The organism is Nocardia aurantia (assembly GCF_009604425.1).
In the GTDB taxonomy this organism is placed as follows: domain Bacteria; phylum Actinomycetota; class Actinomycetes; order Mycobacteriales; family Mycobacteriaceae; genus Nocardia; species Nocardia aurantia.
Genome location: NZ_WEGI01000013.1, coordinates 32,354 through 57,673, shown reverse-complemented (window position 1 = coordinate 57,673; position 25,320 = coordinate 32,354). Strand labels below are relative to the sequence as shown.

27 protein-coding genes and 1 pseudogene are annotated in these 25,320 nt (G+C 69.7%); 11 read left to right on the top strand and 17 right to left on the bottom strand.

The genetic code is table 11. The features are described 5' to 3' along the window. Positions 1 to 26: 26 nt before the first annotated feature. On the bottom strand, positions 27 to 1,664 hold the full coding sequence (locus NRB56_RS39350) for a sugar ABC transporter ATP-binding protein (RefSeq protein ID WP_227838423.1): 1,638 nt from the start codon (positions 1,662 to 1,664) through the stop codon (positions 27 to 29). Positions 1,665 to 1,680: 16 nt separating this feature from the next. Beyond that, positions 1,681 to 2,772 carry a substrate-binding domain-containing protein gene (locus NRB56_RS28520; RefSeq protein ID WP_153347438.1) on the bottom strand — a complete coding sequence of 364 codons (1,092 nt, stop codon included), beginning with the start codon at positions 2,770 to 2,772 and terminating at the stop codon, positions 1,681 to 1,683. A gap of 236 nt (positions 2,773 to 3,008) precedes the next feature. On the opposite strand from NRB56_RS28520, the gene NRB56_RS28515 reads away from it, so the two are divergent. Together NRB56_RS28515 and NRB56_RS28510 are read left to right on the top strand one after the other, a co-directional pair. After that, entirely contained in the window at positions 3,009 to 3,641 is a 633-nt protein-coding gene (locus NRB56_RS28515; protein WP_153347437.1) for a sulfite oxidase-like oxidoreductase, read from the top strand. After that, positions 3,628 to 4,353 carry a ferredoxin reductase gene (locus NRB56_RS28510; protein WP_153347436.1) on the top strand — a complete coding sequence of 242 codons (726 nt, stop codon included), beginning with the start codon at positions 3,628 to 3,630 and terminating at the stop codon, positions 4,351 to 4,353. Before NRB56_RS28515 ends, NRB56_RS28510 begins: the two co-directional genes overlap by 14 nt. Positions 4,354 to 4,368: 15 nt before the next feature. Here NRB56_RS28510 and NRB56_RS40555 read toward each other — a convergent pair whose 3' ends face one another. Both NRB56_RS40555 and uraD read right to left on the bottom strand, forming a co-directional pair. Continuing rightward, entirely contained in the window at positions 4,369 to 4,905 is a 537-nt protein-coding gene (locus NRB56_RS40555; RefSeq protein WP_194291024.1) for a hydroxyisourate hydrolase, read from the bottom strand. After that, positions 4,902 to 5,417 carry a 2-oxo-4-hydroxy-4-carboxy-5-ureidoimidazoline decarboxylase gene (gene uraD, locus NRB56_RS28495; protein ID WP_319943669.1) on the bottom strand — a complete coding sequence of 172 codons (516 nt, stop codon included), beginning with the start codon at positions 5,415 to 5,417 and terminating at the stop codon, positions 4,902 to 4,904. Before uraD ends, NRB56_RS40555 begins: the two co-directional genes overlap by 4 nt. 78 nt (positions 5,418 to 5,495) lie before the next feature. Between uraD and NRB56_RS28490 the strand changes: the two genes are divergently transcribed. Next, on the top strand, positions 5,496 to 6,119 hold the full coding sequence (locus NRB56_RS28490; protein ID WP_153347434.1) for a nucleotidyltransferase family protein: 624 nt from the start codon (positions 5,496 to 5,498) through the stop codon (positions 6,117 to 6,119). A 13-nt stretch (positions 6,120 to 6,132) separates the two neighbouring features. Next, positions 6,133 to 7,116: an XdhC family protein gene (locus tag NRB56_RS28485; protein WP_153347605.1), complete on the top strand. Its 984-nt coding sequence runs from the start codon at positions 6,133 to 6,135 to the stop codon at positions 7,114 to 7,116. Here the strand turns inward: NRB56_RS28485 and NRB56_RS28480 are convergent, their stop codons facing one another. From NRB56_RS28480 to NRB56_RS28420, 13 genes and pseudogenes are all read right to left on the bottom strand, one after another. Continuing rightward, positions 7,117 to 7,494, bottom strand: a complete 378-nt coding sequence (locus NRB56_RS28480) for a hypothetical protein (RefSeq protein ID WP_194291023.1) — start codon at positions 7,492 to 7,494, stop codon at positions 7,117 to 7,119. Next, the gene (locus tag NRB56_RS28475) at positions 7,491 to 8,672 is read right to left on the bottom strand and encodes an aminotransferase-like domain-containing protein (protein WP_319943668.1); all 1,182 of its coding nucleotides are present in this window, start codon (positions 8,670 to 8,672) and stop codon (positions 7,491 to 7,493) included. The genes NRB56_RS28480 and NRB56_RS28475 overlap by 4 nt, the downstream gene beginning before the upstream one ends. Further along, positions 8,669 to 9,115: a cupin domain-containing protein gene (locus NRB56_RS28470; RefSeq protein ID WP_194291022.1), complete on the bottom strand. Its 447-nt coding sequence runs from the start codon at positions 9,113 to 9,115 to the stop codon at positions 8,669 to 8,671. Before NRB56_RS28470 ends, NRB56_RS28475 begins: the two co-directional genes overlap by 4 nt. A 232-nt stretch (positions 9,116 to 9,347) precedes the next feature. After that, the gene (locus NRB56_RS28465; RefSeq protein ID WP_153347432.1) at positions 9,348 to 10,448 is read right to left on the bottom strand and encodes an ABC transporter substrate-binding protein; all 1,101 of its coding nucleotides are present in this window, start codon (positions 10,446 to 10,448) and stop codon (positions 9,348 to 9,350) included. Positions 10,449 to 10,560: 112 nt separating this feature from the next. Next, a complete protein-coding gene (locus NRB56_RS28460; RefSeq protein WP_319943667.1) occupies positions 10,561 to 11,358 on the bottom strand; it encodes an ABC transporter permease in 798 nt (265 codons plus the stop codon). Continuing rightward, complete coding sequence (locus NRB56_RS28455) at positions 11,355 to 12,119, bottom strand: ABC transporter permease (RefSeq protein ID WP_319943666.1); 765 nt, start codon at positions 12,117 to 12,119, stop codon at positions 11,355 to 11,357. Before NRB56_RS28455 ends, NRB56_RS28460 begins: the two co-directional genes overlap by 4 nt. A gap of 188 nt (positions 12,120 to 12,307) precedes the next feature. Beyond that, positions 12,308 to 13,093: pseudogene (locus NRB56_RS28450) on the bottom strand (ABC transporter ATP-binding protein); the annotation flags it as partial. Between the two features lie 87 nt (positions 13,094 to 13,180). After that, positions 13,181 to 13,582 (bottom strand): hypothetical protein, encoded by a 402-nt coding sequence (locus NRB56_RS28445; protein WP_153347431.1) that lies wholly within the window; start codon positions 13,580 to 13,582, stop codon positions 13,181 to 13,183. Between the two features lie 365 nt (positions 13,583 to 13,947). After that, positions 13,948 to 15,204 (bottom strand): MFS transporter, encoded by a 1,257-nt coding sequence (locus tag NRB56_RS28440; RefSeq protein WP_153347430.1) that lies wholly within the window; start codon positions 15,202 to 15,204, stop codon positions 13,948 to 13,950. A gap of 171 nt (positions 15,205 to 15,375) precedes the next feature. Beyond that, complete coding sequence (locus NRB56_RS28435) at positions 15,376 to 16,161, bottom strand: DeoR/GlpR family DNA-binding transcription regulator (protein WP_153347429.1); 786 nt, start codon at positions 16,159 to 16,161, stop codon at positions 15,376 to 15,378. Then, entirely contained in the window at positions 16,158 to 17,003 is an 846-nt protein-coding gene (locus NRB56_RS28430) for a carbohydrate ABC transporter permease (protein ID WP_319943664.1), read from the bottom strand. Before NRB56_RS28430 ends, NRB56_RS28435 begins: the two co-directional genes overlap by 4 nt. Then, positions 17,000 to 17,896, bottom strand: coding sequence for a carbohydrate ABC transporter permease (locus NRB56_RS28425; protein WP_227838422.1), 897 nt, complete (start codon positions 17,894 to 17,896; stop codon positions 17,000 to 17,002). The genes NRB56_RS28430 and NRB56_RS28425 overlap by 4 nt, the downstream gene beginning before the upstream one ends. Next, positions 17,893 to 19,137, bottom strand: coding sequence for an extracellular solute-binding protein (locus NRB56_RS28420; protein WP_319943663.1), 1,245 nt, complete (start codon positions 19,135 to 19,137; stop codon positions 17,893 to 17,895). The genes NRB56_RS28425 and NRB56_RS28420 overlap by 4 nt, the downstream gene beginning before the upstream one ends. A 153-nt stretch (positions 19,138 to 19,290) precedes the next feature. Here NRB56_RS28420 and NRB56_RS28415 point away from each other — a divergent pair, with 153 nt between their 5' ends. From NRB56_RS28415 to NRB56_RS28385, 7 genes are all read left to right on the top strand, one after another. Next, positions 19,291 to 20,199: an SIS domain-containing protein gene (locus NRB56_RS28415; protein WP_319943662.1), complete on the top strand. Its 909-nt coding sequence runs from the start codon at positions 19,291 to 19,293 to the stop codon at positions 20,197 to 20,199. Continuing rightward, positions 20,196 to 21,119, top strand: a complete 924-nt coding sequence (locus tag NRB56_RS28410) for an ROK family protein (RefSeq protein WP_319943661.1) — start codon at positions 20,196 to 20,198, stop codon at positions 21,117 to 21,119. Before NRB56_RS28415 ends, NRB56_RS28410 begins: the two co-directional genes overlap by 4 nt. A gap of 259 nt (positions 21,120 to 21,378) precedes the next feature. Beyond that, positions 21,379 to 22,539, top strand: coding sequence for an N-acetylglucosamine-6-phosphate deacetylase (locus NRB56_RS28405; RefSeq protein ID WP_153347427.1), 1,161 nt, complete (start codon positions 21,379 to 21,381; stop codon positions 22,537 to 22,539). After that, on the top strand, positions 22,536 to 23,489 hold the full coding sequence (locus tag NRB56_RS28400) for a hexose kinase (RefSeq protein ID WP_319943660.1): 954 nt from the start codon (positions 22,536 to 22,538) through the stop codon (positions 23,487 to 23,489). Before NRB56_RS28405 ends, NRB56_RS28400 begins: the two co-directional genes overlap by 4 nt. Next, positions 23,486 to 24,331, top strand: a complete 846-nt coding sequence (locus tag NRB56_RS28395; RefSeq protein ID WP_319943659.1) for a class II fructose-bisphosphate aldolase — start codon at positions 23,486 to 23,488, stop codon at positions 24,329 to 24,331. The genes NRB56_RS28400 and NRB56_RS28395 overlap by 4 nt, the downstream gene beginning before the upstream one ends. A 98-nt stretch (positions 24,332 to 24,429) precedes the next feature. After that, positions 24,430 to 24,633: a hypothetical protein gene (locus NRB56_RS28390; protein WP_153347426.1), complete on the top strand. Its 204-nt coding sequence runs from the start codon at positions 24,430 to 24,432 to the stop codon at positions 24,631 to 24,633. 63 nt (positions 24,634 to 24,696) lie between these two features. Then, entirely contained in the window at positions 24,697 to 25,173 is a 477-nt protein-coding gene (locus NRB56_RS28385; RefSeq protein ID WP_319943658.1) for a DUF4254 domain-containing protein, read from the top strand. Positions 25,174 to 25,320: the final 147 nt, after the last annotated feature.

Below are 25,320 nucleotides of genomic sequence, written 5' to 3'. Positions count from 1 at the left end.
CGATGGCAGGAATTCCGGGTGCTTGCTCATACGGCGCTTCCCGCCAGAGCGGCGATCACCTGGGCACCGGCGATGTCGTAACCGTCCGCGCGGATCTCGCCGTCGGCCAGCACGATCACCCGGTCGGCGACCTCGAGCACCTCGTCCACATCGGCGGACAGCAGTAGCACCGCGGCGCCGTCGGCGGCCAGTTGCCTTGCCTGCCTGCCGATATCACGCCGAGCGCCGATGTCGACGCCGCGGAACGGCTCGTCCAGGATCAGCACCCGTGGCGGGTGCGCCAGCCAGCGCCCGACCACCACCTTCTGCTGATTCCCGCCGGACAACTCCTCGATGAGACTCGCCTCGCCGCGCGCGACGATGCCGAGCCGCTCGATGGTCCGGGTACCGAGATCGCGTTCCCGCCCCCGCCGGATCAGGCCGAACACATCGGACAATGCCCGCAGGAACGGCAGCGAGAGATTTTCCGCGATGGACCAATCCGGGATCAGCGCGTCGACGTGCCGATCCTCCGGGACGAGATGCACCCCGCGCGCGATGGCGTCGGCCGGATGCCGGGGCCGATACCGCGCACCGGCCAGTTCCAGCGTCCCCGCGCCGAACGGATCGGCGCCGAACAGCCCCCGCGCCAGCTCGGTCTTCCCCGCCCCGAGCAGCCCGACCACCCCGGTCACCTCACCGGCGCGAATGTCCAGATCCTGCGGCTGCCGCTCCGGCAGCAACGACACCCCGCGCAGCGACAGCACCACCGCACCACCACCCGGCCCGGCCGACTCCGGCCGCACCACCTCGGCGAGCCGCGAAACCACCTGCGCCGCATCAGCTTCCGTCGCCGCATCGACCGAGACCACGGCAGCACGAGCGCCGGGTACACCGCCCGGCGACCGTTCCTCCGGTGCCGAAACACTTTCCGCCACAGTGTTTCCACGTTCCAGCATGGCCCGCAACGCGGTGTCCCAGTCGAACGGCTTGGCCTGCTCGGTGATCAACCGGCCGTCCCGCAGCACCACCAAACGATCTGCCAGCGTGTCGATCTCGCCGAGCCGGTGCGATACGTACAGCACGGCGATCCCGTCGGCGCGCATCCGGTCGACGATCGTGAACAGCCGCCGCGCCTCGGCCGCCGACAGCGCGGCGGTGGGCTCGTCGAGGATCAGCAGCCGCGGCCGCGTCGACAGGGCCCGCGCGAGCAGCAGCAACTGCTGGTCGGAGATGCCCAGTTCCGCGACATCGCGACGCAATGTCCGCTCGCCCCAACCGAGTTCGAGCGTGGCCTGGATCTCGCGCGCGCGGGCCAGCACCTGCCGGGTGTCCAGCCACGGGTTGCCGCGGCCGGCCGCGATCCGCTCGAACACCAGATTCTCGGCGACCGACAGTCCGGGCACCACGCCGTCGGCGATGTGCTGATGGACGGTCTGCACACCCAGCTTCCGCGCCACGGCCGGACTGCGCAGCTCGACCGGCTCGCCGTCGATGGACACCTGCCCGGTGTGTTCCGGATACACCCCGGAGAGCACCTTGATCAGGGTGGACTTCCCGGCGCCGTTGGCGCCGAGCAGCGCGGTCACCGCACCGCCGGACACGTCCAGGGACACGTCCGCCAGCACCGGCTTCCCGCCGAAGGCCATTCCGACGCCGCGCAACGCGACCGCCGTCGCGATCATCAGAGCACTGCCCGCATCAGTAGGAGACGACCGGGATCCAGTTCGCCGCGCTCACCTGAGCCAGGTTGAGCTCCGGCAGCGCCTTGCGCAGCTGGTCCATGTTCGCGATCTTCTTCGACACCAGCAGATCCCGGGTGATCGCCACCGCGGGGAATTCGACGGTCTGCTTGTTCAGCTGACCCGCCAGCTGCAACGCGGCGGTGCGCACGACGGCCGCGCCGACCGCGGACGGATCGGTGCCGGCCGTCGCCACCCAGGGGCTGTTGTCGGCGGTGATGATCTGGATGTCGGCGTTGGACACGTCGGCGCCGACCACCTTCACCGAGCTCTCCAGATGCTTGTTCTGCACGGCGAGCGTCGCGCCCTTGGCCAGCTCGTCGTAGGGCGCGAAGATGCCCTTGACCTCGGGATGCTGGGTGAGCGCGGCATTGATCAGCGGCACGTTGTCGGTCACGGTGGAGTCGGTCACCTTGCCGACCTTGAACGCCTCGGTCCAGCCCTCGCCGCCCTTGGTCTGCTGCCACACGGTGTCGCGGCGGTCCAGCGGCGCGAAACCGGCGACGTTCACGTAGCCGACCGGCACGTTCTTGCCGACCGCGGACTCCAGCGCGCCGAGTGCGGCCTTCGCGATGTCCGCGTCGCTCTGCGTGGTGGTGATCACCTTCGGGTTGGTGGTGGCGACGTCGTAGCTCACCACGGTGATGCCCTTGGCCACGGCCTGATCGATCAGCGGCTCGATGGTCGCCGGGAAGCCGTGGTCGACGATGATGGCGGTCGCGCCGGAGTTGATCGCCTGGGACAGGTCGGTGGCCTGTTTGGCGTTGTCGGACTGCGCGTCGTAGACGGCCAGGTCGATGCCGAGGGCCTTGGCCTGCGCCTTGGCGCCGTTGCCCCACTGTTCGAAGTAGTCACCCGCACCGCTCTGCCGGACCAGCGCGACCTTCACCGCGCCCTTGTCGAACGGCGCCGGCTTCGGCCCGGTCGCCTGACCGACCGACGGGGCGCTGCTCCCGGTGTTGCCGGTGGTGGAATCGGACTGCGAGCAACCGGTGGCCAGCAGAGCGCAGGACAGCACGGCAGCGGCGGCGACCGCGGTGAAACGGGGCATGGTGGGGCTCCAGCAGAGAGAGGAACTGCGGTACGACGGGACCGCAGGGCCGGGGCGACGATCCGCCACCGGGAGGGACTCGCGAGGTCGATCAGGGCCGACGACAGCTGGCCGTGGTCGACCGCAGCAAATCCACGTACAGCCGGCGCGTCAACAAAAGCGCAGACATGATTGCGATCTTGCCTGGCAAACTGGACGGACGTCAAAGTTACCGGGCCCGCATCTCAATATATGGGATGATCCGACGTGTAGGCTGGCTCGCCGTGATCGTCACCCGAGGGTTCCGCAGCCGCGGCACCGACCGCGACCCGCGCCTGCCTCCCGGGCAGTACGACGCGGGGCAGTCGTGGCCGGTGCTGTCCGCGGAGGTGACGCCGGAGCTGTCCGCGGCCGACTGGACCCTCCGGATCGACGGCCTGGTCGCCACGCCTCGCACGTGGACGTGGGACGAGGCGCACGCGCTGCCGCGCTCCGAATACCGCGGCGACATCCATTGCGTCACCGGCTGGTCCCGATTCGGCGTCCGGTTCGCCGGCGTCGATCTCGACGAATTCCTCACCGCCGCAAGCCCGCTGCCGCGGGCCACCCATGTCCTGGCCCGGTCACACACCGGCTACACCACCAATCTCCCGCTGGCGGCGGTCCGCTCCGGCCGGGCCTGGATCGCCTGGGAGGCCGACGGACTCCCCCTGACCCCCGAGCACGGCGGCCCGGCCAGACTGCTGGTTCCGGGGCGGTACTTCTGGAAGAGCGCCAAGTGGATCACCGGCCTGCGGCTGCTCGATCACGACGAGCCCGGATTCTGGGAGCACAACGGCTATCACAACGAGGGCGATCCGTGGCGCGAGGAACGCTATGCCGGCGACTGAAACCTTCACCGTCCCACCGCGATTGGTGCCCAGCAACCGCGCCGCGGCGGACTTCCGCCCCGCGACCCTGATCGGCGTCCGGCCCGAGACCGCGACGATGTCCACCTTCCGCTTCGCGGTACCGGACTGGCCCGGACACGCACCCGGGCAGCACGTGATGGTGCGTCTCACCGCCGCCGACGGCTACACCGCGCAGCGCCACTATTCCCTGGCCTCCACCCCCGGCGACGCCGGGTACATCGAACTCACCGTCGACCACATGCCCGGCGGCGAGGTGTCCGGCCATCTGCACACCGTCGCGAAACCCGGTGACACCGTGGAGATCAAGGGCCCGCTGGGCGGCTTCTTCGCCTGGCCCGGCGACCGCCCGGCACTGCTGCTCGGCGGCGGCTCCGGCGTCGTCCCGCTGATGTCCATGCTGCGGCATCACCGCGAAGCCCGGCTGAGAGTTCCACTGCGCCTTGTTGTTTCGGTCCGCTCGCCGGAAAACCTGCCCTACTCGGGCGAATTCGGCGCGGAGACGACCGTGATATACACCCGCACCGAGGGCCGGCTACACGCCGGACACCTGAGGGCGGCGCTGGCCGAAACACCGACCGGCGGCTGGGAGGCCTACGTCTGCGGCGGCAACGGCTTCACCGAACACGCCTCCCGCCTGCTCGTGGCGGGCGGACAACCCCGCGACCGCGTCCGCGTCGAACGCTTCGGCTGACGGAACTCCCGAGCTTCAGCTGCCCCGATAGGTCGAATACGCGAAGGGCGACAACAACAACGGGATATGCAGATGCCGTTCGCCGGTGATGGTGAAGGCCACCGTGATCTCGGGATAGAAGGCGGAGACACCCTGCGCGGCGAAATAGGCGCCCGTCTCGAAGCGCAACCGGTGCACACCGGGAACGAGATCGTCGCCCAGACTCGGGATGCGGCCGTCGGCATCGGTCACGGCCGACGCCAGCATCACGATGCCGCTCGGCACCACCGCCGGATCACCGGGCGCCGCCGGATTCCCCGGCAGCCCGGCCGTCGCGCCCCCCGCGAGCGCGGTGGTCACGTCCTCCGCCGAGACGGCCGGCACGTCCCCGGCCGATACGGTCGTCACATCACCGGGCAGCCCGACCGTCGCACCCCCCGGCAGCCCTGCCGGCTGCCCGGTCGTCGCGTCCCCCGGGGGCGCGTCGGGGTCCGGCCCGAACAGGGTGACCGCGATTCCCGCGGCCGGAACGCCCCGGACGGCGTCCAGGACATGTGTGCTCAGCGTGCTCAACGTGGCTCCCCGGGGTCGGCGCCGAACAGCCGGCGCAGGCGAATGCGGTTGATCTGGGCCAGTTCCCCTCGCACGATACGTCGTTCCGTGGCCGGGTCGTTGCGCAATCGGGTCAGCAGGATCTCCAGCAGTTCCCCGGCCGATCGGCCGGTCGCGCGGACCAGGTACACATGGCCGAAGGTGGCCTCGTACTCGCGATTCCACGCGGCGAGCGCGGCGCGGACGTCCGCGCCGGCGTCGGCGACGCCGGCCTGTTCCCGCCGCGAAGACGGGTCGTCCGAACGGGTTCCGATGCGCGGATGACCGGCGAGCGCCCGGTCCAATTCGTTTTCGGACAGCTCGGCCAGCGCCGCGTCGGCCGCGCCGAGCACCGCCTCGACGGTGGCATAGGGGCGGCGCGCGGCCACCGCACGGGCCCAGGCCGGGGAGGAGCAACATTTCAGCAGCAGTTCGATCGCCACGGGCTCCGGCAGCGTGCCGAAGTCCTCGAGAGCGATCACATCGGTGGTCACTCGATCCAGCTTCGACGATCCCCGGCAGTGGTGCCACTCGGACAGCGAAGATCACGGATCTGGACTACCCTCGCCGCCATGACCCTCGGACGCTGCGACGGCATCGTACTCGCCGCCGGTGCGGGCACCCGATACGGACGACCCAAAGTGCTGGCGGCCGACGGTGACTGGCTGCGCTCGGCGGTCGCGGCGCTGCGCGACGGTGGTTGCGCCGAGGTGGTCGTGGTCCTGGGCGCCAGCGGCCCGGCGCGCGCCTCGGCGAGCGGTCGATGGCAGGTAAGCGAACAGCCCGCAATCGAACTTCCGGCGGGCGCGCGGCCGGTCTGGGCGGCGGACTGGGCGACCGGAATGTCGGCCTCGCTGCGGGCCGGCCTGCGCGCCCTGGCCGAGTCCGGTTCCGCCGCAGCGGCCTACGCGGCGATCATGCCGGTCGACACCCCGGACGTCGGGCCCGCCGTCGTCGCCCGGGTCCTCGCCGCCGCCCGCACCGCGTCCAGCGGGCTGGCCCGGGCGGTGTTCGGTGAAGCCCCCGGACATCCGGTGGTCATAGGACATGAACATTGGACAAACGTGATCGATTCCGCACGAGGAGATTCGGGCGCAAGGGCGTATCTGGACAAAAGACCGGATATGGTGGCCGTCACGTGCGACGATTTGGCGACGGGACGTGACCACGACTACCCGCACCTTCGTGCACAGTGATCGGGAGCCTGTGATGCGCGACATTCTCGAAGATATGATGCGGGTGTGGCAGAGCGGCCGAGTCGGCGGCCTGGCGACGCTCGTCCGCACCTTCGGCTCGTCTCCCTTACCGGTGGGCTCGGCGATGCTGGTGGACCCCGACGGCGGGGTGCACGGCACCGTGTCGGACGGCTGTTACGAGGCGGCGGTACTGGAGACGGCACGGATCGCCGCGGCCACCGGGCGGCGGGAGCTGCGGCGCTTCGATCCGACCTCCGGCCTGGAGGTGGGCACCGACTGCGGCACCATCGACGTGTTCGTGGAACCCTTCTCCCGCGGCCATTTCCCGGAGTTCCCGACCGTCGCGCAGGAGATCTTCGCGCACAAACCGGTCACGGTGTTCACCGTGGTGTGGCACACCGATCCGGAGGTCATCGGCCAGCACCTGGTCACCGAGCGCAAGCACAACACCGAACTGGTGTCGTTACCGGAGTCCGACATCTTCGTCCGCTCGTACACCGCGCCGCCGCGCATGATCATCTTCGGCGCCAACCCGTTCGCGTCGGCGCTCACCGTGCAGGCCCGGCTGCTCGGCTACCGGGTCACCGTGTGCGACGCGCGTGAGGCCTTCGCGTCGCCGCAGTCGTTCCCGGGCGCGGAGGTCGTGGTCGAATGGCCGCACCGGTACCTGAACGCGGAGGCCGCGGCCGGTCGCATCGACGGCTCGACCGCCCTGGTCCTGGTCTCCCAGGACCCCAAATTCGAGGTCCCCGTGCTGACGGTCGCGTTGCGGCTGCAGGACTTCGGTTATCTGGGTGCCCTGGGCTCCCGCAACGCCCACCTGCGGCGGATCGAGGCGCTGCGGGCCGGTGGATTCGACGATATGACCCTGGGCCGGCTGTGCGCGCCCGCCGGCCTCGACATCGGCGCGCACACCCCGATGGAGACCGCGATCGCGGTCGCCGCCGAGATGCTCGCCCTCCGGTCCCGCGCGACGGCCACCATGGCCGCCGCCTGATCAGCGCAATCGCCTGCCGTACAACGAAGTACGCGCCGGCTCGGTGACCGGCCCGTCCGGCAGCCGGGCGAAGGTGGCCGCGGCGTCGCCGCGGAACTCGTCGGCAGCCACCACCATCCGGAATTCCACCACGCCCCGCCGGACGATCGAAGGCTCCGCCCGATCCACCGTGTATTCGACGAATTTCCCGGCGATCTCGCCGCCGTCGGCCCGCCAGATCCCCATCCCGCCGCTGTCGCTGGTGCCGCGGTTGCCGAGATCCGGATTGGACTGCGCCATCGTGCCGTCGGCGTGAAAGGTCATGACGTGGTGCGGGAACGGCGCATCGGGCGCGGTCACCTCCCACACTCCGACGATCGGATGCGCCTGCGAGGTCACAGCCGGCACACCTCGGCCAGCGCCGCGACGCCCCGATCGATGGCCTCGATCGGTACCGCGGAGAAACTCAGCCGCAGGGTGTGGGCGTGGTCCGCGCCGCCGTCGGCATAGAAATGGCTGCCCGGCAGGAAGGCGACCCCGTGGTCGAGCGCGGCCGGCAACACCGCGCCGGCGTCGAAACCCGGCGGTCCCTCGACCCAGACGAACAACCCGCCGTCGGGAACGGTCCAGCGGAATTCCGGCCCGAGGTGTTCACCCAGCGCACCGGCGAGCCGGTCCAGTTTGGCCGCGTAGTGCTCGACCAGCCGTCGCCGGTGCGCCGCCCGCGTGGGCCCGCCGAGGAATTCCGCGGCGAGCGCCTGGGTGAAGGAGGACGTCTGCATGTCGATGCCCTGTTTGAGCACCAGCACATCGCGCAGCAACGCCGGCGGCAGCACCGTGATCCCGATCCGCAGCGCGGGCGCGACGGATTTCGACAGCGAGGTGAGGTAGGCGCAGAGCCCCGGCACGAACGAGGCCAGCGCGGGCACCTCGGTCCCGCGGTAGCGCAGTTCCGCGTAGACGTCGTCCTCGATCACCAGCGTCCGGTGCCGCCGGATCACCTCGGCCGTCCGCGCCCGGCGGTCGGCGGGCATGGTGCGGCCGGTCGGGTTGTGGAAGGTCGGCATCAGATAGACGAAGGCGGGCCGGTGCCGCCGGATCGCTTCGTCGAGCGCGTCGGGCAGCACCCCGGATTCGTCGCAGTCGACCCCGATCACGGTCGCGCCGTGACTGCGGAACAGCGTGACCGCCGGTCCGTGCGTAGGGGTCTCGACCAGTACCACGTCGCCGCGGTCGAGGGTCGCCAGGCAGATGTTGTGCAGGGCGCCGGACGCGCCGGTGGCGATGTGGATGTCGCCGATCGCGCAGTCGATTCCACGCTCGGACAACAGTTCCCGGGACAGTGCCTGCAATGCGGGCAGGCCGCCGGTGAGCCCGTACTGCAAGGCGGCCCGGCCCTGCCGGTCGAGCGCCGCCGCGGTGAGTCCGGCGATCGACTCGACCGGCAGCAGGGCCGGATCCGGCGCACCCGCCGCGAACGAGATCAGATCCGGCCAGCGCGCGGCGGCGGCGAACAGCTCATCGATCGGCCCGCTGCGCGTGGCCACGGCGGCGTGGCTGCGCTTGTGTTCGTTCACGCCGTGACCGCGAGTTCGGCGCGCAACCGCGCGGCGACCGCGGCGGCGGCCTCGTCGTGCTCCGGGGTCAGCACCACATCGTCGTTGAACTGCGGGTCGGTTCGCATCTCGACGGCGACGAGGTCGTCCGCGACACCGAGATTCACGGCGACGTGGACGACTCCTTCGGGGATGTAGATGAATTCGCCGGGACCGTGGAAGTACGGTTCCAGCTCGGGACCGATCAGCGTCGCCGCGTCGCCACGCAGGCAGAACACGACGATCTCACTGTGGGCGTGGTAGTGCGCCCGGGACATCCCGCCCGGCGGCATGTACACGGTACCGGCCGAAATCCCTTCGGCTCCACAGACTTCCGTGGTGATACACGGCGTGAGCCGTTGCCGCTGCGGACCGAACACTTCGGCGGTGTCGGCCGACCGCACCACCCGGACGGATTTGACCATCCGACTCATCTCACATCACTCGCAATCGCTCCGGCTCGGTGATTTCGCCCCGAACTATCGGGCATCCCTGCCACACAGACAATTCCCAGCTTCGGGAATGACGGGTGAACCGGAGACGAGCGCGCTGGTGGCGCGGCCACCGGGCCGAAAAAGGTGACGCATCATACATTTGCCGGAGGTCCGAACGCGGTACCACACCCCGAGGCCGGCTCGGGGTGCGTCCGCGATCCGATCAGCTCTTCAGCTCCGGATGCTCGGCGTAGACCTCTTTCAGCACGGACAGATCGAACAGCTGATCGGCCTTGATACTGATCTTCGCCTTGCCGAGGGCCTCGATGTTCTGCGTGACCAATTGATCGGTGATGGTGAACAACCCGTTGGCCTTCGTGTCGGCGGAGACGACCAGATCGTTCTGCGCCTTCGCCTCCGCGGTCTGCTCGGCGACCTCCAGATGCTGATCCTTGCCGTAGACCTCGGCGGCCAGCCGGGCCGATTCCGCCGGATTCGCGACGGCGTCCTTCCAGCCCTTGATCTCCGCGACCAGGAACGCCTTCAGCTTCTCGCGATCCTTGTCGATGGTCTCCTGCCGGACGGTCAGCGTCTCGGCCACCAGTGGCAGCCCGTAATCCGCGAACAGGAAGTTGGTGTTCTGGAAACCCTTGGCCGCCAGCGTGATCGGCTCGTTGGTCACGTAGCTGACCCAGCCGTCCACCTCACCGCTGGCCAGCGGTGTCGGATCGTATTGCGCCGGAACGATGGTGACGTCGCTGGGGGTGAGCCCGTTGGCCGACAGCAGCGCGCCGAACACCAGCTGGTTGCCGTCCTGCACGCCGATCTTGCGGCCCTTCATGTCCTGCGGCGACTTGATCGGCTTGGCCGCCGAGCTGACGATGCAGAAGGGGTTCTTCTGATAGGTGGTGCCCACGATCTTCGCCGGCAGGCCCTCCAGCACGGCCGGCGCGGTCAGCATCGGGGCCGACATGCCCAGCCAGACCTTCTTGGTGTCCAGACCGGCCTCCACCGTGGTGCCCGCCGCGCCACCGGCGATCAGATCGACCTTCCCGAAACCGGCGTCCTTGTAGTAGCCCTTGCTGTCGGCGAAGAACTCGCCGGCGAATTCGATGTTCTTCAACCAGGACAACTGGATCGCCACGGTTCCGAACTTCGAACCGTCGGCCGAGGTGCCGCCGCCACCGGACGAGGACGAGTTCCCGCATGCGGCAAGCACTCCGGCACCGCCTGCCACAGCTCCGGCGAGTACCGAGAAACGAAGGAAGGACCGACGGTCCACGGCGAACTTCTGGGCCGGCAAGGGGCCTGTCACGCGAGTCATGTCGGAAATGTAAGGTGTTTCGATTTCGGATACTTTGCTTTCGGTGCGACAGCTGTGTATCCCAGGTAAATGCATTGTTCCCGCGATGTAAAATTGTGTGCTGCAAGTAAACTCAGGACCGGCCCGCCTCCGGTCCGAACCGGGCCAGCACCAGGTTCTCCAGCACGCCGACGATCGCGTACAGCAGCACCGATACCAGCGTGACCAGCACGATCGAGGCCCACAGCTTGTTGTACTGGAAGCTCGCCACGGCCCGGATCATGCTGGAGCCCAGCCCCTTGCCGCTACCGAGCCACTCACCGAGCAGTGCGCCGATCAGCGCACCCGGCACCGAGATCCGGGCCGCCGCGAACACCGTCGGCAGCGCGGCCGGCACCGCGACCATGCGCAGCGCGGTCCAGCGCGAGCCACCGTAGACCGCGATCAGCTCGACGGCCTGCTGTGGCGCCCCGCGCAATCCGGTCATGATCAGCACCAGTGCCGGGAACAGCACGACGATGGCCGCCATGGTGGTCACCCCGCCCGGACCGCGCCCGCACACCAGCACGATGATCGGCGTGAGCGCCACCAGCGGCACCGACCTCAGCAACAGGGCCACCGGCATGAACGACCGCTCGGCGGCCGGCACGGTGACGAACAGCGCCGCCAGCGCCAGCGCCGCCAGCATGCCGACGCCGAACCCGAGAGCGGCATCCTGCAACGTGATCCGCAGATCGGCCAGGATCGCCTGCCGCGCGGTGTCGGCGGTCGGCCCGGTGATCAGATACCGCCACACGTCCGCGGGGGTCTTGCCCACCCGCGGCCCGACCTGTGGGAACGCCTTCAGGAAGACGGTCCAGATCACCCCCATGAGGATCACCGAGATCAACAGGGGGAAAAGGAATTTCGCGATTCTGCGCACCACGTTCACGCCCGTGCCTCCGCTCCGGTCCACGGCCGCAGCGCCCGGGCCAGCAGGCTCACCAGCAGATAACCCACGCCCGCCAGCGCCGCCGCGGCCAGCGCCATCCCCCAGGTGCGGGGCACGTTGTAGGAGTTCTGCGCGGCCGTCAGCGCCACCCCGATCCCGGTGTCCACACCGCCCAGATATTCACCGAGGATCGCGCCCAGCACCGCCGACGGCGCCGCGATCTTCAACGCCGCCAACGTGTTCGGCAGCGCCGCGATCAACTGCACCCGCCACAGCCGTTGCCAGCGGCCACCGCCGTAGGCGCGCACCAGATCCAGGCTGGTGCGATCGGCCGAGCGCAGCCCGGCCACCGTGCCCACCATGGTGGTGAAGAAGCAGTACATCCCCGCCAGGAACACCGTCGGCGTCCGGCCGCCGAAGACCACCAGGATGATCGGCCCCAGCGCCAGCAGCGGGGTGCAGTAACTCAGGATCGCCAGCTGGGTGGCCAGCGATTCGATCGGCGGTACCAGCAGCACGAGGACCGCCAGTCCGATGGCCAGCACGTTGCCCCACACGAACCCCTTCAGCGCGCCGAGCGCGGTGATCCGGAAGTTCGGGCCGTACAGTCCCCAGCCGTCGGTGTACATGGTGTGCAGCACCGTCCACGGACCGGGGATGGTGCCACCGGCGACCTTCAATTCGGCCAGCAGCCACCACAAGACGATCAGGGCCACGACACCGATCGCGCCACTGAGGCCCCGGCCCGCCCGCCCGTTCACCGGGCGCCGTCCAGCGATTCGGCCGTGGTGCCGTCGGCGGCCCCGGCATCCGGCGACTCTGCCCCCGTGCCGCCCGAGGTCCCGGCGGCGCTGCCGTCCTGCGGCGCCGCCCCGATGCCCTCGTCCGCGGCGATCACGTCCGGTGCCGCCGCGGCGATGTCCAGCGCCTCGGCATCACCCTCGATCCCCCCGTCGCCGTTGCGCCCGAACAGCAGTTCCGACAGATAGTCGTGCAACTTGTGGAATTCCGGCGTGCGCATCATCTCCGGCGTCCGCGGCCGCGGCAGGTCGATCTCCACCATCTGCACGACCCGCCCCGGCCGCGGGCTCATCACCGCGACCACGTCGGACAGGAAGACCGCCTCGGCGATGCCGTGCGTCACCATCAGGGTGGTGGCGGGCTTCTCGGTCCAGATCCGCAGCAGTTCCAGATTCAGCCGCTGCCGGGTCATGTCGTCGAGCGCGCCGAACGGTTCGTCCAGCAGCAGCACCGTCGGCTTGACCACCAGGGCCCGCGCGATCGAAACCCGTTGTCGCATACCGCCGGACAGCTGCGCTGGCTTGGCCTTCTCGAAGCCCTGCAGGCCGACCAGCTCGATCAACTCGGCAATCTCGGCCGGCTCCACCGGCAGCCCCGCGACCTGCAACGGCAGCTTGATATTGGATTCCACACTGCGCCACGGCAACAGCGCCGAATCCTGGAAGGCGATCCCGAACTCGTGGCGGCGGCGCAGCTCGGCCGGGGTGGAACCGTCGATGCGCGCCGTCCCGGCGGTCGGCGTCTCCAGACCGGCCAGAATGCGCAGCACCGTCGATTTCCCACAGCCCGAGGGCCCGAGCAGCGACAGAAAGGCGCCCTGATCGGTGTGCAGGTCGACCGAGTCCAGTGCCGGCACCGCGCGCCGACCCACCCGGAAGGTCTTGCTCAATCCGCTGATGTGAATGCCGGTGGCGGCGGCGGTTTCCGAACTCATCCCGTCACAGTAGGAGCACGTGGTTGCACCGGCATTGCGAATCGGCACACCAGGTTTCGCCGATGTTACGACCGTGTTCGGAACGGGCTACCAATCCTCGAACCAGTCCCGGGCGGCGGGCCGGAACATCAGCACGATCAGCCCGATCGAACCGGCCGGTCCCAGCCAGCCGGGCGGGTGACCCATCGTGATCGACGGGACGGTCCACGCCATGTTCAGGGCCGCCAGCCCGATCGCGCCGATCCGGATCCCGCTGCCGACCGCGCCGAAGGCCAGCGCCAGCAGGCCGAGCAGCCAGCTCGGCACGAAGGCCAGCGAGGTGACCAGCGCCGAGCGGGTACCGAACAGCCATCCGGCCGCGGCCGTGCACACGATCCCCATCAGCGCCAGGCCGAGCGCGAGTACCTGCGCCGAACGCACCGCGGCGGGCATCCGGCAGGCATCCATCCCACGCGCGACCGGATCGGGTCGAAACCCGTTGTCGGACATCCACCCTCCCATCTCGCCGGCGCGGCGCCACGCGGGAGGACACCGGCACGGACAGCGACATCGAGCGTTGGGGCACGAGCACCGGCCCGAGCTGCGCCGGGGCAGTCACACGGCCCGAGCGGACTGTAGCGTGCGGACCGACCGGTACGGGGACAACGCGCGCAAAACGCCCGCCGCCGATGGTTTGTCACAGCGGATTCGCAGAGATACGTGAAGCGTTTTCACAGTTTCGGTGGAGACAGTGTCAGGTGATCGGCGTGACCCCGCACAGCTCCGGGTGGTCGCGGCGTTCCGAAGTTCCGGACCGCCCTGTCGCCCCGGGCGGTCCGGTTTTCACTGCTCGCACCGCGAACGCGTTCCACCGTTCACGTCGCCAGCGCGACCGCGATCTCGGCATCGGTGCGGCCCTTGGTCTCCGGCACCCAGTGTGCGACGAAGCCCGTGCCGAGCAGGCAGACCACGGCGAACAGCCAGAACGTGCGGCCCTGGCCGATGCCGTGGATCAGGGGCAGGAACGATTGGCTGACGGTGAAATTGGCGAGCCAGTTCACCGTCGTGCACAGGCCCGTGCCGCGGGCCCGCATCGGCGGCGGCAGCAGTTCCGACACCAGCAGCCACACCACCGGGCCCGTGCCGATCGCGAAGGCGGCCACGAAGGCGAGCAGGCAGATCAGCGCGGTGACGCTGCCGCCGGGCAGGTCCCAGCGGAAGCTCGCGCCCAGCGGAATCAGCGCGATCGTCATGGCGACCGTCGAGATCAGCAGCAACGGCCGGCGGCCGGCACGATCGATCAGGGTGATCGACACCTCCGTCATCACCACGTTCAGCGCGCCGATGTAGACCGAGTACAGGATCGAATCGGTCGCCGCGAGCCCGGTCTGCTCGATGATGGTCGGCGCGAAGTACAGCACCGCGTTGATGCCGCAGAACTGTTGCAGGACACACAGGCCGGTGCCGAGGACGACCGCCCGCCGCACCGGCGACCGGAACAGCGCCCGCAGCGGTGGTTGCGGCGCGCCCTCACCGCGGCGGCGCAGCCACGCCGGCGATTCCGCGACGGTCGGCAGCGCGATCAGGAACAGCACCACCGCGATCAGGCCCGCGCCGAACATCCGGCGCCAGTCGCCGGACGCCGCGAAGGCCAGGTTGACCAGATAGGACACCAGCAACCCGAGGGTCACCATGAGCTGGTTGATCGAGCCGAGTCGCCCGCGGTGCGCGTCGTCGGCGATCTCGGACAGATAGCTGGGCACCACCGCCGAGGCCAGGCCCGCGGCGACGCCCTGGGCGACCCGCGAGAGCAGCAGCACGCCGACGTTCGGCGCGAACTGCGCCAGAACCAGGCCGAGGCCGAACAGCACGCCGGCGGCGAAGAGAGTGGGCTTGCGGCCGAAGCGGTCCGCGCACCGGCCCGCGATCAGCGCACCGGCGGCCGCGCCGAGCAGGAAGATGGCCACCACCGCGCCCTGCGCGCCGGTGCCGAGCCGGAATTCGCGGCCGAAGTACAGCTGGGCGCCCGCGACGACGCCACTGCAATAGCCGTAGAGGAAACAGGAGAATGCGGCGATCGTGCCCCACCGCAGCCGTTGCCGGTCGCTCGTTCGATCATCGGACACAGCCATTCGGCAAATATACGGCTATCAATACCATGATGCCGGGAAGAGCGGTTCGCACCGTGCGATCGCGAGCTTCCGGCCCCGACACCGGTTGCCCGCACGTCGGATGATCGACTTCCGGCTATTTTCCGAAGGCCGCGAACGTAATTCCGCGGCCGACCGGTCGGCACGCGCGGCCTACACCAGGTCGACGCGCACCCCGGCCGCGCGGATCTCGGCGACCGCAGCACGATCCGCCGCGGTGTCGGTGACCAGCACATCGATGTCCTCGATCGGGCAGATCCGGGCCAGTGCGGTGCGCCCGAGTTTGTCCGCGGTGGCCGCCACGATCACCCGATTCGCGCGCCGCACCATTTCCGCGTTGACGCCCGACTCGCCGAGATGGCGGCATTGCGCGCCGCCCGCCGCGGAGATCGCGTCGACACCGAGAACGAGGGTGTCCAAATGCAATTCGGCCAATGCGCGCTCCGCGAGCGGGCCGTGCAATTCGTAGGATTCCCGCCGTGCCATTCCACCGAGGCAGATCGTGCGCAGATGCGGCCGCAGCACCATTTCGCCGGCGATATTGAGGGCATTGGTCACAATCGTGGGCTGCCGGCCGGCGGAGGTGGGCAGGTCCGGCCGGCCGGCCAGCGCTCGCGCCACCGCCGTCGTGGTGGTGCCGCCGTTGAGCCCCACCACGGTCATGTCCACCAGCGCCGCGGCGTGTTCGGCGACACGTTGTTTCGCCTCGTCACCACCGCGGTAGCGAGCCGGCAGGTCGTAGGCCACGGCGGTGGCGACGATGCCGCCGTGGGTACGGGTGGCCAGTTGCTGATCGGCCAGTGCGGTGAAATCCCGGCGGATCGTGGCGGGCGAGACACCGAGCCGGTCCGCGGCCTCCTCCACCGACAATCGGCCGGTGTCGGCCAGCAGCGCCAGCAGGCGATTCCATCGTCGCGGCCGATCGGCGGGCGCGGTCATTTCACGCTGCCGGCGGTCAGACCGGCCACCAGGCGCTTCTCGATCAGTGCGAACAGGATGACGACGGGCACGATGCCGACGGTAGAGATCGCGAAGACGTATTGCCAAGCCGTGTCGTACTGCCCGATGAACTTGGTCAGCGCCACCGACAGCGGCTGATTCTCCGGCGTGGTCAGGATCACCAGGCTGGCCGCGAACTCGTTCCAGCAGGAGACGAAGGCGAAGATGGTGGCCGTGACGATGCCCGGCCACACCAGCGGCAGGCTCACCCGGGTGAGAATCTGCCACCGGCTCAGCCCGTCCAGGGCGGCCGCCTCCTCCAGTTCCACCGGTACGCCGCGGAAGAAGCTGTGCAGGATCCACACCGCGAACGAGAGATTGAACGCGCCGTCCACCAGGATCATGGCCAGCCAGGTGTCGTTGATACCGAGTGTGAAGAACTCCCGCAGCAGGCCGGTGACCAGCACGGTCGGCTGCAACATCTGGGTCACCAGCACCAGCCCCAGAAATGCCGCCTTGCCCGGGAACCGCCGCCGGGCGGTGTGGTACGCCGCCGGCACGGCGGCGGCCAGCACCAGCAGCGTGCCACCCACCGCGATCACCAGGGTGCTGACCAGGTTGAACGGCAGCGGGGTCTCCGGGGTGTGCCACACCGTGGCGTAGTTGTCCGGGCGCCACTGCTGGGGCAGATAGGTCGGCGGGATGCGCAGGATCTCGGCGCGCGGCTTCAGCGAACCCAGCACCATCACCAGATACGGCAGCAGGAACAGCGCGGCGAGCACCGCCCCGACGGCGGTCAGATCCCAGCGCCGGCGCCGCCGCCGATTTCCGGGCACGGTCACCGCGTCTCCTCCCCCGCCGGCCGGATCAGCTTCACGTAGACCGCGATGATCACCGCGATCAGCGCGAAGTTCAGCACGCTCATCGCCGCGGCGGTGGCGAGTTGCTGATTCTGCCGGATCAACTTGAATGTCAACGTGGTCGTGGTGTCGGCGTCGAAGCCCGCGATACTGCCGGTGAGCACCTGCAGGATCGGCAGCGAGTTGAACGCGTTGATCAGATTGATCACCGTCGCCACCGCCATCGCCGAACGCAGTTGCGGCAGTGTGAGATACCGGTATCGCTGCCACCCGGACGCCCCGTCGACCCGCCCGGCCTCGTCCACTTCCGCCGGAATCGCCTGCAGCCCGGCCAGAATCGTGTACGTGGTGAACGGGATCGACACGAACACGGCCACCCCGATCGCGACCAGGAATGCCGGGCCGGCCTGCTTCGTGAACCCGAAACCCCGGTGCAGCACCCCGATGTCGACGAGGAACCGGTTGGCGATGCCGACATCGGGATCGAGCAGGTAGTCGAACACCGTGGTGGTCATCACCACCGAGGCCGCCCACGGCACCAGGATCGCCAGCCGCACCGCGGTCCGGCCGGGAAAGTCCTTGTTCAGGAACTGCGCCAGCGCCGCCGACAGCACCAGGGTGATCACCACGACCGCCACCGTCCACACCAGGGTGTGCGCCAGGATGCGCGGTAATTCCGCCAGCGCGAACAACTTCCGGAAGTTGGCCCAGCCGGCGGCGCCGCGATCGGCGCCGTAGGCGCTCAGATCCCGGGTCGAGGTCCACAGCATGTACCCGGCCGGAAACCCGACGATCGCGGCGATGAGCACCAGCGCGGGGCCGACCCACGGCAGCGCGCGCAACGCCGCCGCGGCTCGGCTCGGGGTGCGGCTCAACTCGCCGCCTGCTGGATCTTCTGCAGCACCGCCGCGGGATCGGCGCCCTGGGTCACGGTGCCCAACTGCTGCCGGATAGCCCCCTGTACCGCACCCCATTTCGGGTTGTTACTGGGATAGAACCTCGCCGACGGCAGGATGGTCGCGAACGCCTTCGTCACCGGATCGTCCGCGAGGGCCTTCGCACCGGAGACGGTGATCGGGATGAAATGCTCACTGGAGACGAAGGCGGAATACACGGCGGGAGAATAGAAGTAGGTCAGGAATTTCTTGATCGCCTCCTGTTTCTTGCCGTCCTTCTTGAAGGCCATCAGATGATCGGCGACACCGAGTGTGGACGGATCGCCGGATTTCGTCGGCGAGGGCGCGGTCGTATATTTCAGCGCCGGATTCTTCTGCGCGATCTGGCCGATGGTCGGCGGCAGTCCCTCGATCATGCCGATCTTGCCCTGGATGAAGGCGTTGATCACGTCGGCGCGGTTGGTGGCGCCCGGATTCGGTTCCGTGGCACCGGCATCGGCGATCGCCTTCATCGCCTGCACGCCCTCGAGGTTCTGCGGGGTGTTCACGGTGATGCGGTCACCGTCGGACCAGTTACCGCCCGCGCCGAAGGTCCAGATGGAGGTCTCGCCCTGCGCCTCCTCGCTGCCCAGCGGCAGGCCGTAACCGGAGACCCCGTTGCCGAGCGCCTGGATCCGCTTCGCGTCGTCGGTCAGTTCCGCCCAGGTCTTCGGCGGTGCGGCGACCCCGGCCGCGGTGAACAGGTCGGTGTTGTAGAACAGAGTCCGCGCGGAGGCGAACAGCGGTAGCGCCCACTGGGTTCCGGTGATCGAGGCGTTCTTCGCGAAACCGGGCTGGATGTCGGCGATGACCGACGGATCCACCACATCCGCGGCGGGATAGAGCAATCCGTCGGTGGCGTAGGTGGAATAGGCGTCGATGTTGAGGATGTCCGGCGTCGTCGATTTCGACTGCAATTTGGTGCGCACCACATCGTTGATGGAGTCCCAGGACTCCGTCTGCAGCGTGACCTTGATGTCCGGGTTCTGCTTCGAGAAATCTCCGATGATCTTGTCCCACTCCGCTTTCGTGCCGTCGCTGTAGACCGGAGCGAGGAACGACAGCGTGTTCGGATCCGAATCGTCCGAGCCGCCACCGCCGAAGCCGCAGGAGGAGACGGCCAGTACCAGCCCGGTGGCCAGGATCAGCGACGAGAATGCGTCGCGGAGTGGGTGTTTCACGATCTGAGCCTTTCGGAGTGCACACCCGGCGATGCGAGGCGCGGATGCTGGAGCAGAGAATCGACTGGTCCGAATTTAACGCTTCACATGATCGAATGTGACTGTTTCGCCTGTAAATTTGACATGAACGATCACCGGGCCGATCCTGGTGACGTGTCGACCTCCGCCGATCGCGATCCCGCTCCCCATCTGGCCACCGAGGTGGCCACCCAGCCCGGCGACTGGGCGCGCGCCGCGGCGATCGCCGCCGAACATCGGGCGCTGCTGCCCGCCATCGGTGAGCGCTTGGCCGTGATCGGTTGCGGCACCTCATTGTTCATGTCCCGCGCGATCGCCGCGCGGCGCGAGTCCGCGGGCCTCGGTCCCACCGACGCCTGGCCCGCGGGCGAGGTGCGCCGGCACGACTACGACCGGTATCTGGTGATCTGCCGATCGGGCACCACCACCGAGGTGATCCGGGCGCTGCGCGCTCTCCCCGCCGGGGTCCCGCGCACCGTGATCTGTTCCAGCCCGGGCACGCCGGTGCTGGAGCTGGCCGATCCGATCCTGATCGACGAGGTCGACGAGCGGTCGGTGGTGCAGACCCGGTTCGCCACCACGACATTGGCGATCCTGCGCTGGCATCTCGGCGAGGATCTCACCCCGGTGATCGATCAGGCCCGCGCGGTATTGGCCGAGGATCCGGCCGTCGCGCTGGCCGAGGTCCGGCGGGCCGAGCAGATCAGTTTCGTGGGAATGGGTTTCGCCGCCGCGCTGGCCGAGGAGGCGGGCCTGAAGTTGCGCGAGTCCTGCCGGTCCTGGACCGAGGGCTATCTGGCCACCGAATACCGGCACGGTCCGATCAGCATCGCCGGTCCGGGCCGCGCGGTCTGGGCCCTCGGCCCGGTGCCTCCCGGCCTGGCCGACGATATCGCCGCCACCGGAGCACATTTCGAGCATCGCGATATCGACCCGATGGCCGACCTGGTGCGGGTGCACCGGCTGTGCCTGCTGCGCGCCGCGGATCTCGGCCTGGACCCGGATCACCCACGCGGCCTGAGCCGTTCGGTGATTCTCGGGTGACCGCCGGCCCGCCGGATCTGGTCCTCGCCGTCGACGTCGGCGGCACCACCACCAAGGCCGAGATCACCGACGCCGCGGGCACGGTCCTGACCACCGGCACGATCCCCACCCCGCACGGCCCCGCCGCCTTCGACGCGATCGAGGACCTCGGAGACCGATTGCTGACCGAACTGCCCGCCGCGCAACGGATCCGCGTGGACCGCGCCGCGGTGGTGCTGCCCGGCATCGTGGACCCGGTCGGCGCGCGAGCGGTGTTCAGCAGCAATATCGGCTGGCGCGACGTCCCGCTCGGCGACCGCTTCACCGCGCGCTGGCGCGTACCCGTCCTGCTGGAACACGATGTCACCGTGGCCGGTTGGGCCGAATGGCGGCACGGCGCGGGCCGTGGCCACGACAACGTCTGCGTCCTGATCCTCGGCACCGGCCTCGCCGGCATCCTCGCGGTGGCGGGCCGCCTGATCCGCAGCGGCCCCGGCGAGGCCGGCGAATACGGCCACATCCCGATCCGCCCGCACGACGGATTGCCCTGCCCCTGCGGCAACGTCGGCTGCGTCGAAACCGTGGCCGCCGGCGGCGCCATCGCCCGCGCCTACACCGCCCGCACCGGCCACGACATCCCCAGCGCCGCAACAGTCTTCGAGCGCGCCCCGCACGACCCGATCGCCCGCGCGGTGATCGACGACGCCGTCGACGCCCTCGCGACGGGCCTGCTCGGCATCCTGCACGCCACCCGGGTCGACCTGATCGTGCTCGGCGGCGGCCTCTCGGGCGCGGGCGACATCCTCACCACCGCCTTGCACACCGACCTGTCGCGACGACTCCGCGTCGTCCCGGTCCCCGCGGTCACGCTGGGCGCCTTCGGCATTCGCGCCGGTCTGATCGGCGCGGCCCACTACGCGCGCGCCGGAGCGCTGGAATGACGAGCGGCAACCGATCCAGCGGCGGCGGCCGGTCGGCGCGAGCCGGTGGCGGCGCCCCCGGACCACGCACCGACATCGCTCGCTCCGCCGTGGTGCACCGTGCCGACCACAGCGAACCACCGGGTCGGGCGAGCGACCCGCGTCGTGGGCACGGCACGCGGCGCCCGGAATGCTGTTTCGCGGTGTCCCGAGGGCATCCACCAGCGGCCGGCCGCAATCGCGTACTCGCCGCCGCCTGTCGGCCGTCCGGGATGGCGCGATGACCGACGATCGCGACATTCATCTCCGGGGCCGGATCGTCACCTCCGCCACGACCTTCGAGGACGGCGTGGTCTCGGTCCGTGGCACCCGTGTTCACGAGGTCCGCGACAGCGCGGAATGGGCTGCGCGGCACCGTGACCTGGTGCTACCGGAATTTCTCGGCACCGTGGTTCCTGGGCTGGTGGACATCCACAACCACGGCGGTCTCGGGCATCGGTTCGACACGATCGATGTCGAGGAGGCGCGAGCAGCAGCGGAATTCCATCACGCCCAGGGCACGACCAGCGTCGTCGCGAGCATCGTCACCGCGCCGGCTGTGGAGATGGTCGCGCAGACCGCCGCTCTGCGGGAACTGGCCACGGCGGGCCTGGTCGCGGGTATCCACGCCGAAGGCCCCTTTCTGTCCGAGACACGGTGCGGCGCACAGGATCCCCGTTTTCTGATCGATCCCGATCCCGAGTTGATCGCGCAGCTGGTGCGGGCCGCGGGCGGGTGGCTGCGGGTGATGACGCTCGCGCCGGAGCGTCCCGGATTCGACCACGCCGCAGCGCTGCTGGCGGAACACGGGGTGGTGGTGGCGCTCGGGCACAGCGATGCGAACTATCCGGTGTTCCGGGCCGCGCTGAGGCCCACCGGGACCGGGACGCTGGTCACCCATCTGGCCAACGGCATGCCGCCCCTGCACCATCGCGCGGCGGGACCCGTGGCCGCCGCCCTGGTGGCCGCCGCCGCGCGACAGGCCACCGTGGAACTCATCGGCGACGGGGTACACGTCGATTCCGGTTTCGGCACATTGGTTTTCGCCTCGGCGCCGGACCGGGTCGCGCTGATCACGGATGCGATGCAGGCCGCCGGGATGCCCGACGGCGATTATCGGCTCGGCCCGCAGACGGTCCGGGTGACCGGCGGGGTGGCGCGGATCGCGGGCGGTTCGATCGCCGGCGGCACCGCGACGCTGTTGCGCTGCCTGCGCTGGGCGGTGCGCGAATGCGGGGTGCCGCTGCCGGTGGCGGTCCGGGCGGCCACCGCGACGCCGGCCGCCGCGGCCGGATTGCCCGAGGTCGGCGACCTGCGGCCCGGAATGTTCGCCGACGCGCTGATTCTCGACGACGCGCTGGAGTTGCGGCGGGTGCTACGACGTGGACAGTGGTTGTCGTGATCCTCACCGTGACAATGAATCCGGCCTACGACACCACTTATCGGGTGGAGCGGCTGGAACGCGGCGTACAGCAACGGGTGCTGTCGGTGCAGCAACGCATCGGCGGCAAGGGCATCAATGTCAGCCGGGTGCTCAACCAGATCGGAAAGTACTCCCGGGCAACCGGGTTCGCCGATCACATGTTCGCCGCCGCGGCCGAGCTGGAACTGCCGGTGGATTTCGTGCACGCCCTGCCGTGGGTCCGCCGCACAGTGGTGATCAGCGAATCCGAGGACGGCAGCGCCACCGGACTGTGGGAACCCGGCCCCCGGGTGAGCGAGCTGCATTCGGTCGAGCAACTGCGCGTTCGGGTTTCGGGCCTGCTACCCGGCTCGGGCGGGCTGGTGGTGTCCGGTTCGATGCCGGGCGGCGTCACGCATTCCCTGCCGGCGGATCTGGCCCGGATCGCCGTGGCGGCGAACGTTCCGGTCATCTGCGATGTCGACGGCGCGGCGCTGCGGTACGCCGCCGAGGTGCCCGGCGTGGTGCTGATGCCCAGCCTGGACGAGCTGCGCGGCCTGGTCGGCGACGATGTGACCGGACCCGCCGACATTCCGGCCGCGGTCCAGCCGTTGATCGCCGCGGGGGTGCGGGCGCTGATCGCGACCCTCGGCGCGGACGGCATGGTCGCGGTCACCGCCGCCGGGGCTTGGTCGGCCACCCTGCCGGAACCGTTGGCGGGCAATTCGACCGGCGCCGGCGACGCCGCGGCCGCCGCGGTCATCGCGGCCCTGTCGGGCGGCGGCGCACCGGACTGGCCCGCCATCCTCGTCGACGCGGTCGCCACGTCCGCGGCGGCGGTGGTGATTCCGGTCGCGGGCGAGATCGATCGCTCGCTGCGGGAGCGGCTGACGCCGACGGTCACCGTCACCGAAATCCGTCCCGCCGCCCAGGAGGCCGCATCGCCGTGACCGAGACATCCGTGCCCGAGCTACTCGCGGCGGCCCGCCCCGGCGCGCTGGCCGCCTTCAACGTCATCACCCTGGAGCACGCGGAGGCCGTCGCCGCCGCCGCGGAATCGGCGAAACGTCCCGCGATCCTGCAGATCTCGGAGAACACCGTGCGGCATCACGGTGGCCTCGCCCCGCTCGCGCGGGCCTGCCGCCAGATCGCCGCCGACAGCTCCGCGGCGCTGGCGGTGCATCTGGACCACGCCACCACCGCCGAGCTGATCGAAGCCGCAGTGGCACTGGGCATCACGTCGGTCATGTACGACGGCTCCGCCCGCACCGATGCCGAGAACCGTTCCACCACAGTCACTGTCACCCGATGGTGTCATGCCCGCGGCGTCTTCGTGGAGGCCGAACTCGGCGCGGTCGGCGGCAAGGGCGGCGCCCACACTCCCGGTGTGCGCACCGATCCGGCCGAGGCGGCGGCCTTCGTGGCCGCCACCGGCGTGGACGCGCTGGCCGTGGCGGTCGGTTCCGAACACGCCATGCGGACCCGCGACGCCCGCCTCGACGACGCGCTGATCGGCCGGCTCGCGGCGAGCGTACCGGTGCCGCTGGTCCTGCACGGTTCCTCCGGCGTGCCCGACGCGGGCCTGCTCTCCGCGGTCCGGCACGGCATGTCCAAGATCAACCTCGCGACCCGGCTGAACATCGCGTTCACCGGCGCGGCGCGAGCGGTACTGACCGAGGACCCCGCCGCCACCGACCCCCGGCGATATCTCGCCCCGGCCCGCCGCGCCGTCCAGGCCGAGGTCGAGCATTTCCTGCGCCTGCTGGATCCGGCCGCGGCGACCGCCGCCTGATCCGGGCACCGAAGTTCGGGTGCGCCACCCGCGCCGGTTCCGATGCCGGACGGGCGAAACCCAAAGCCGCCGAGACTGATCGAGGAACGGGAGATGTGATGAGAAACCTCGTCGTATTCACCACTGTGATCGCGGGTGTGCTGGTGCCGATGGGTTCGGCTGCCGCGGAGTCCGTCTCGGCACCCGCCGCCGCGAGGGCGTCCGCCGTGGCCACCGGTTCCTCCTCCGAGGACGTGTTCTGCGCCGTTCTCCGATTCCTGAAGGGTGGCTGGGCAGGGCAGCCGGCCGACTGCTCGTTCTGATGAGTCGCAGGTCAGCGAATGTTGTTGCCGATCAGAAATATTGGACGTGCATCATCAGCTCCCGTGGAACCGCTCCCACCGAAACACCGCCTGCTGGATGCCTGCCGTGGCCTGCCGGTCGAGCACGGCCCGGACGCACACTTCGTGTTGCGCTGCGCCTGCCGCCTGGCCGAGTTGCACGAGCAGCGCATGGCCACCGAGCCGGGCACTGTCACCGAGATCGACCACGACCGCGCCCGGCTGGTCCACGACATCGATCGGTGGGTCGCGCGCGAGTTACCCACGGCGCACGGAGGCGCCCGCATGCACACCGAGACCGTCGGCACCGTGATCGACCGGCTCGCCCAGTTCTCGGCCCAGGCCTATTCCACGCTGCTCGGCGCGCCCGAGTGGATGGTGCACGATGCCTGGCGCCGCTTGTCGGAACTGGCGGTGGCCTACGAGGATCTGGCCACGGAGGTCTCGACCGGCGTCTGCCGCCTGCCCGACTTCAGCGGTCACCACGAATACGAGCGCGGCCCACGCGAATTGGAACATTGACCCTCGCGGCGCCGGCGAGGGAGAACACCGGGGGCCGCCGGCGCACCGGATGAGGAAGGACGGTGACGTCGGCGGCCCTCGAGCTGTCGGCGCCCCGGCGAGGGATGGACGGTACCGCCGACTTGGGGATGGCGGATCAGGGCAGTT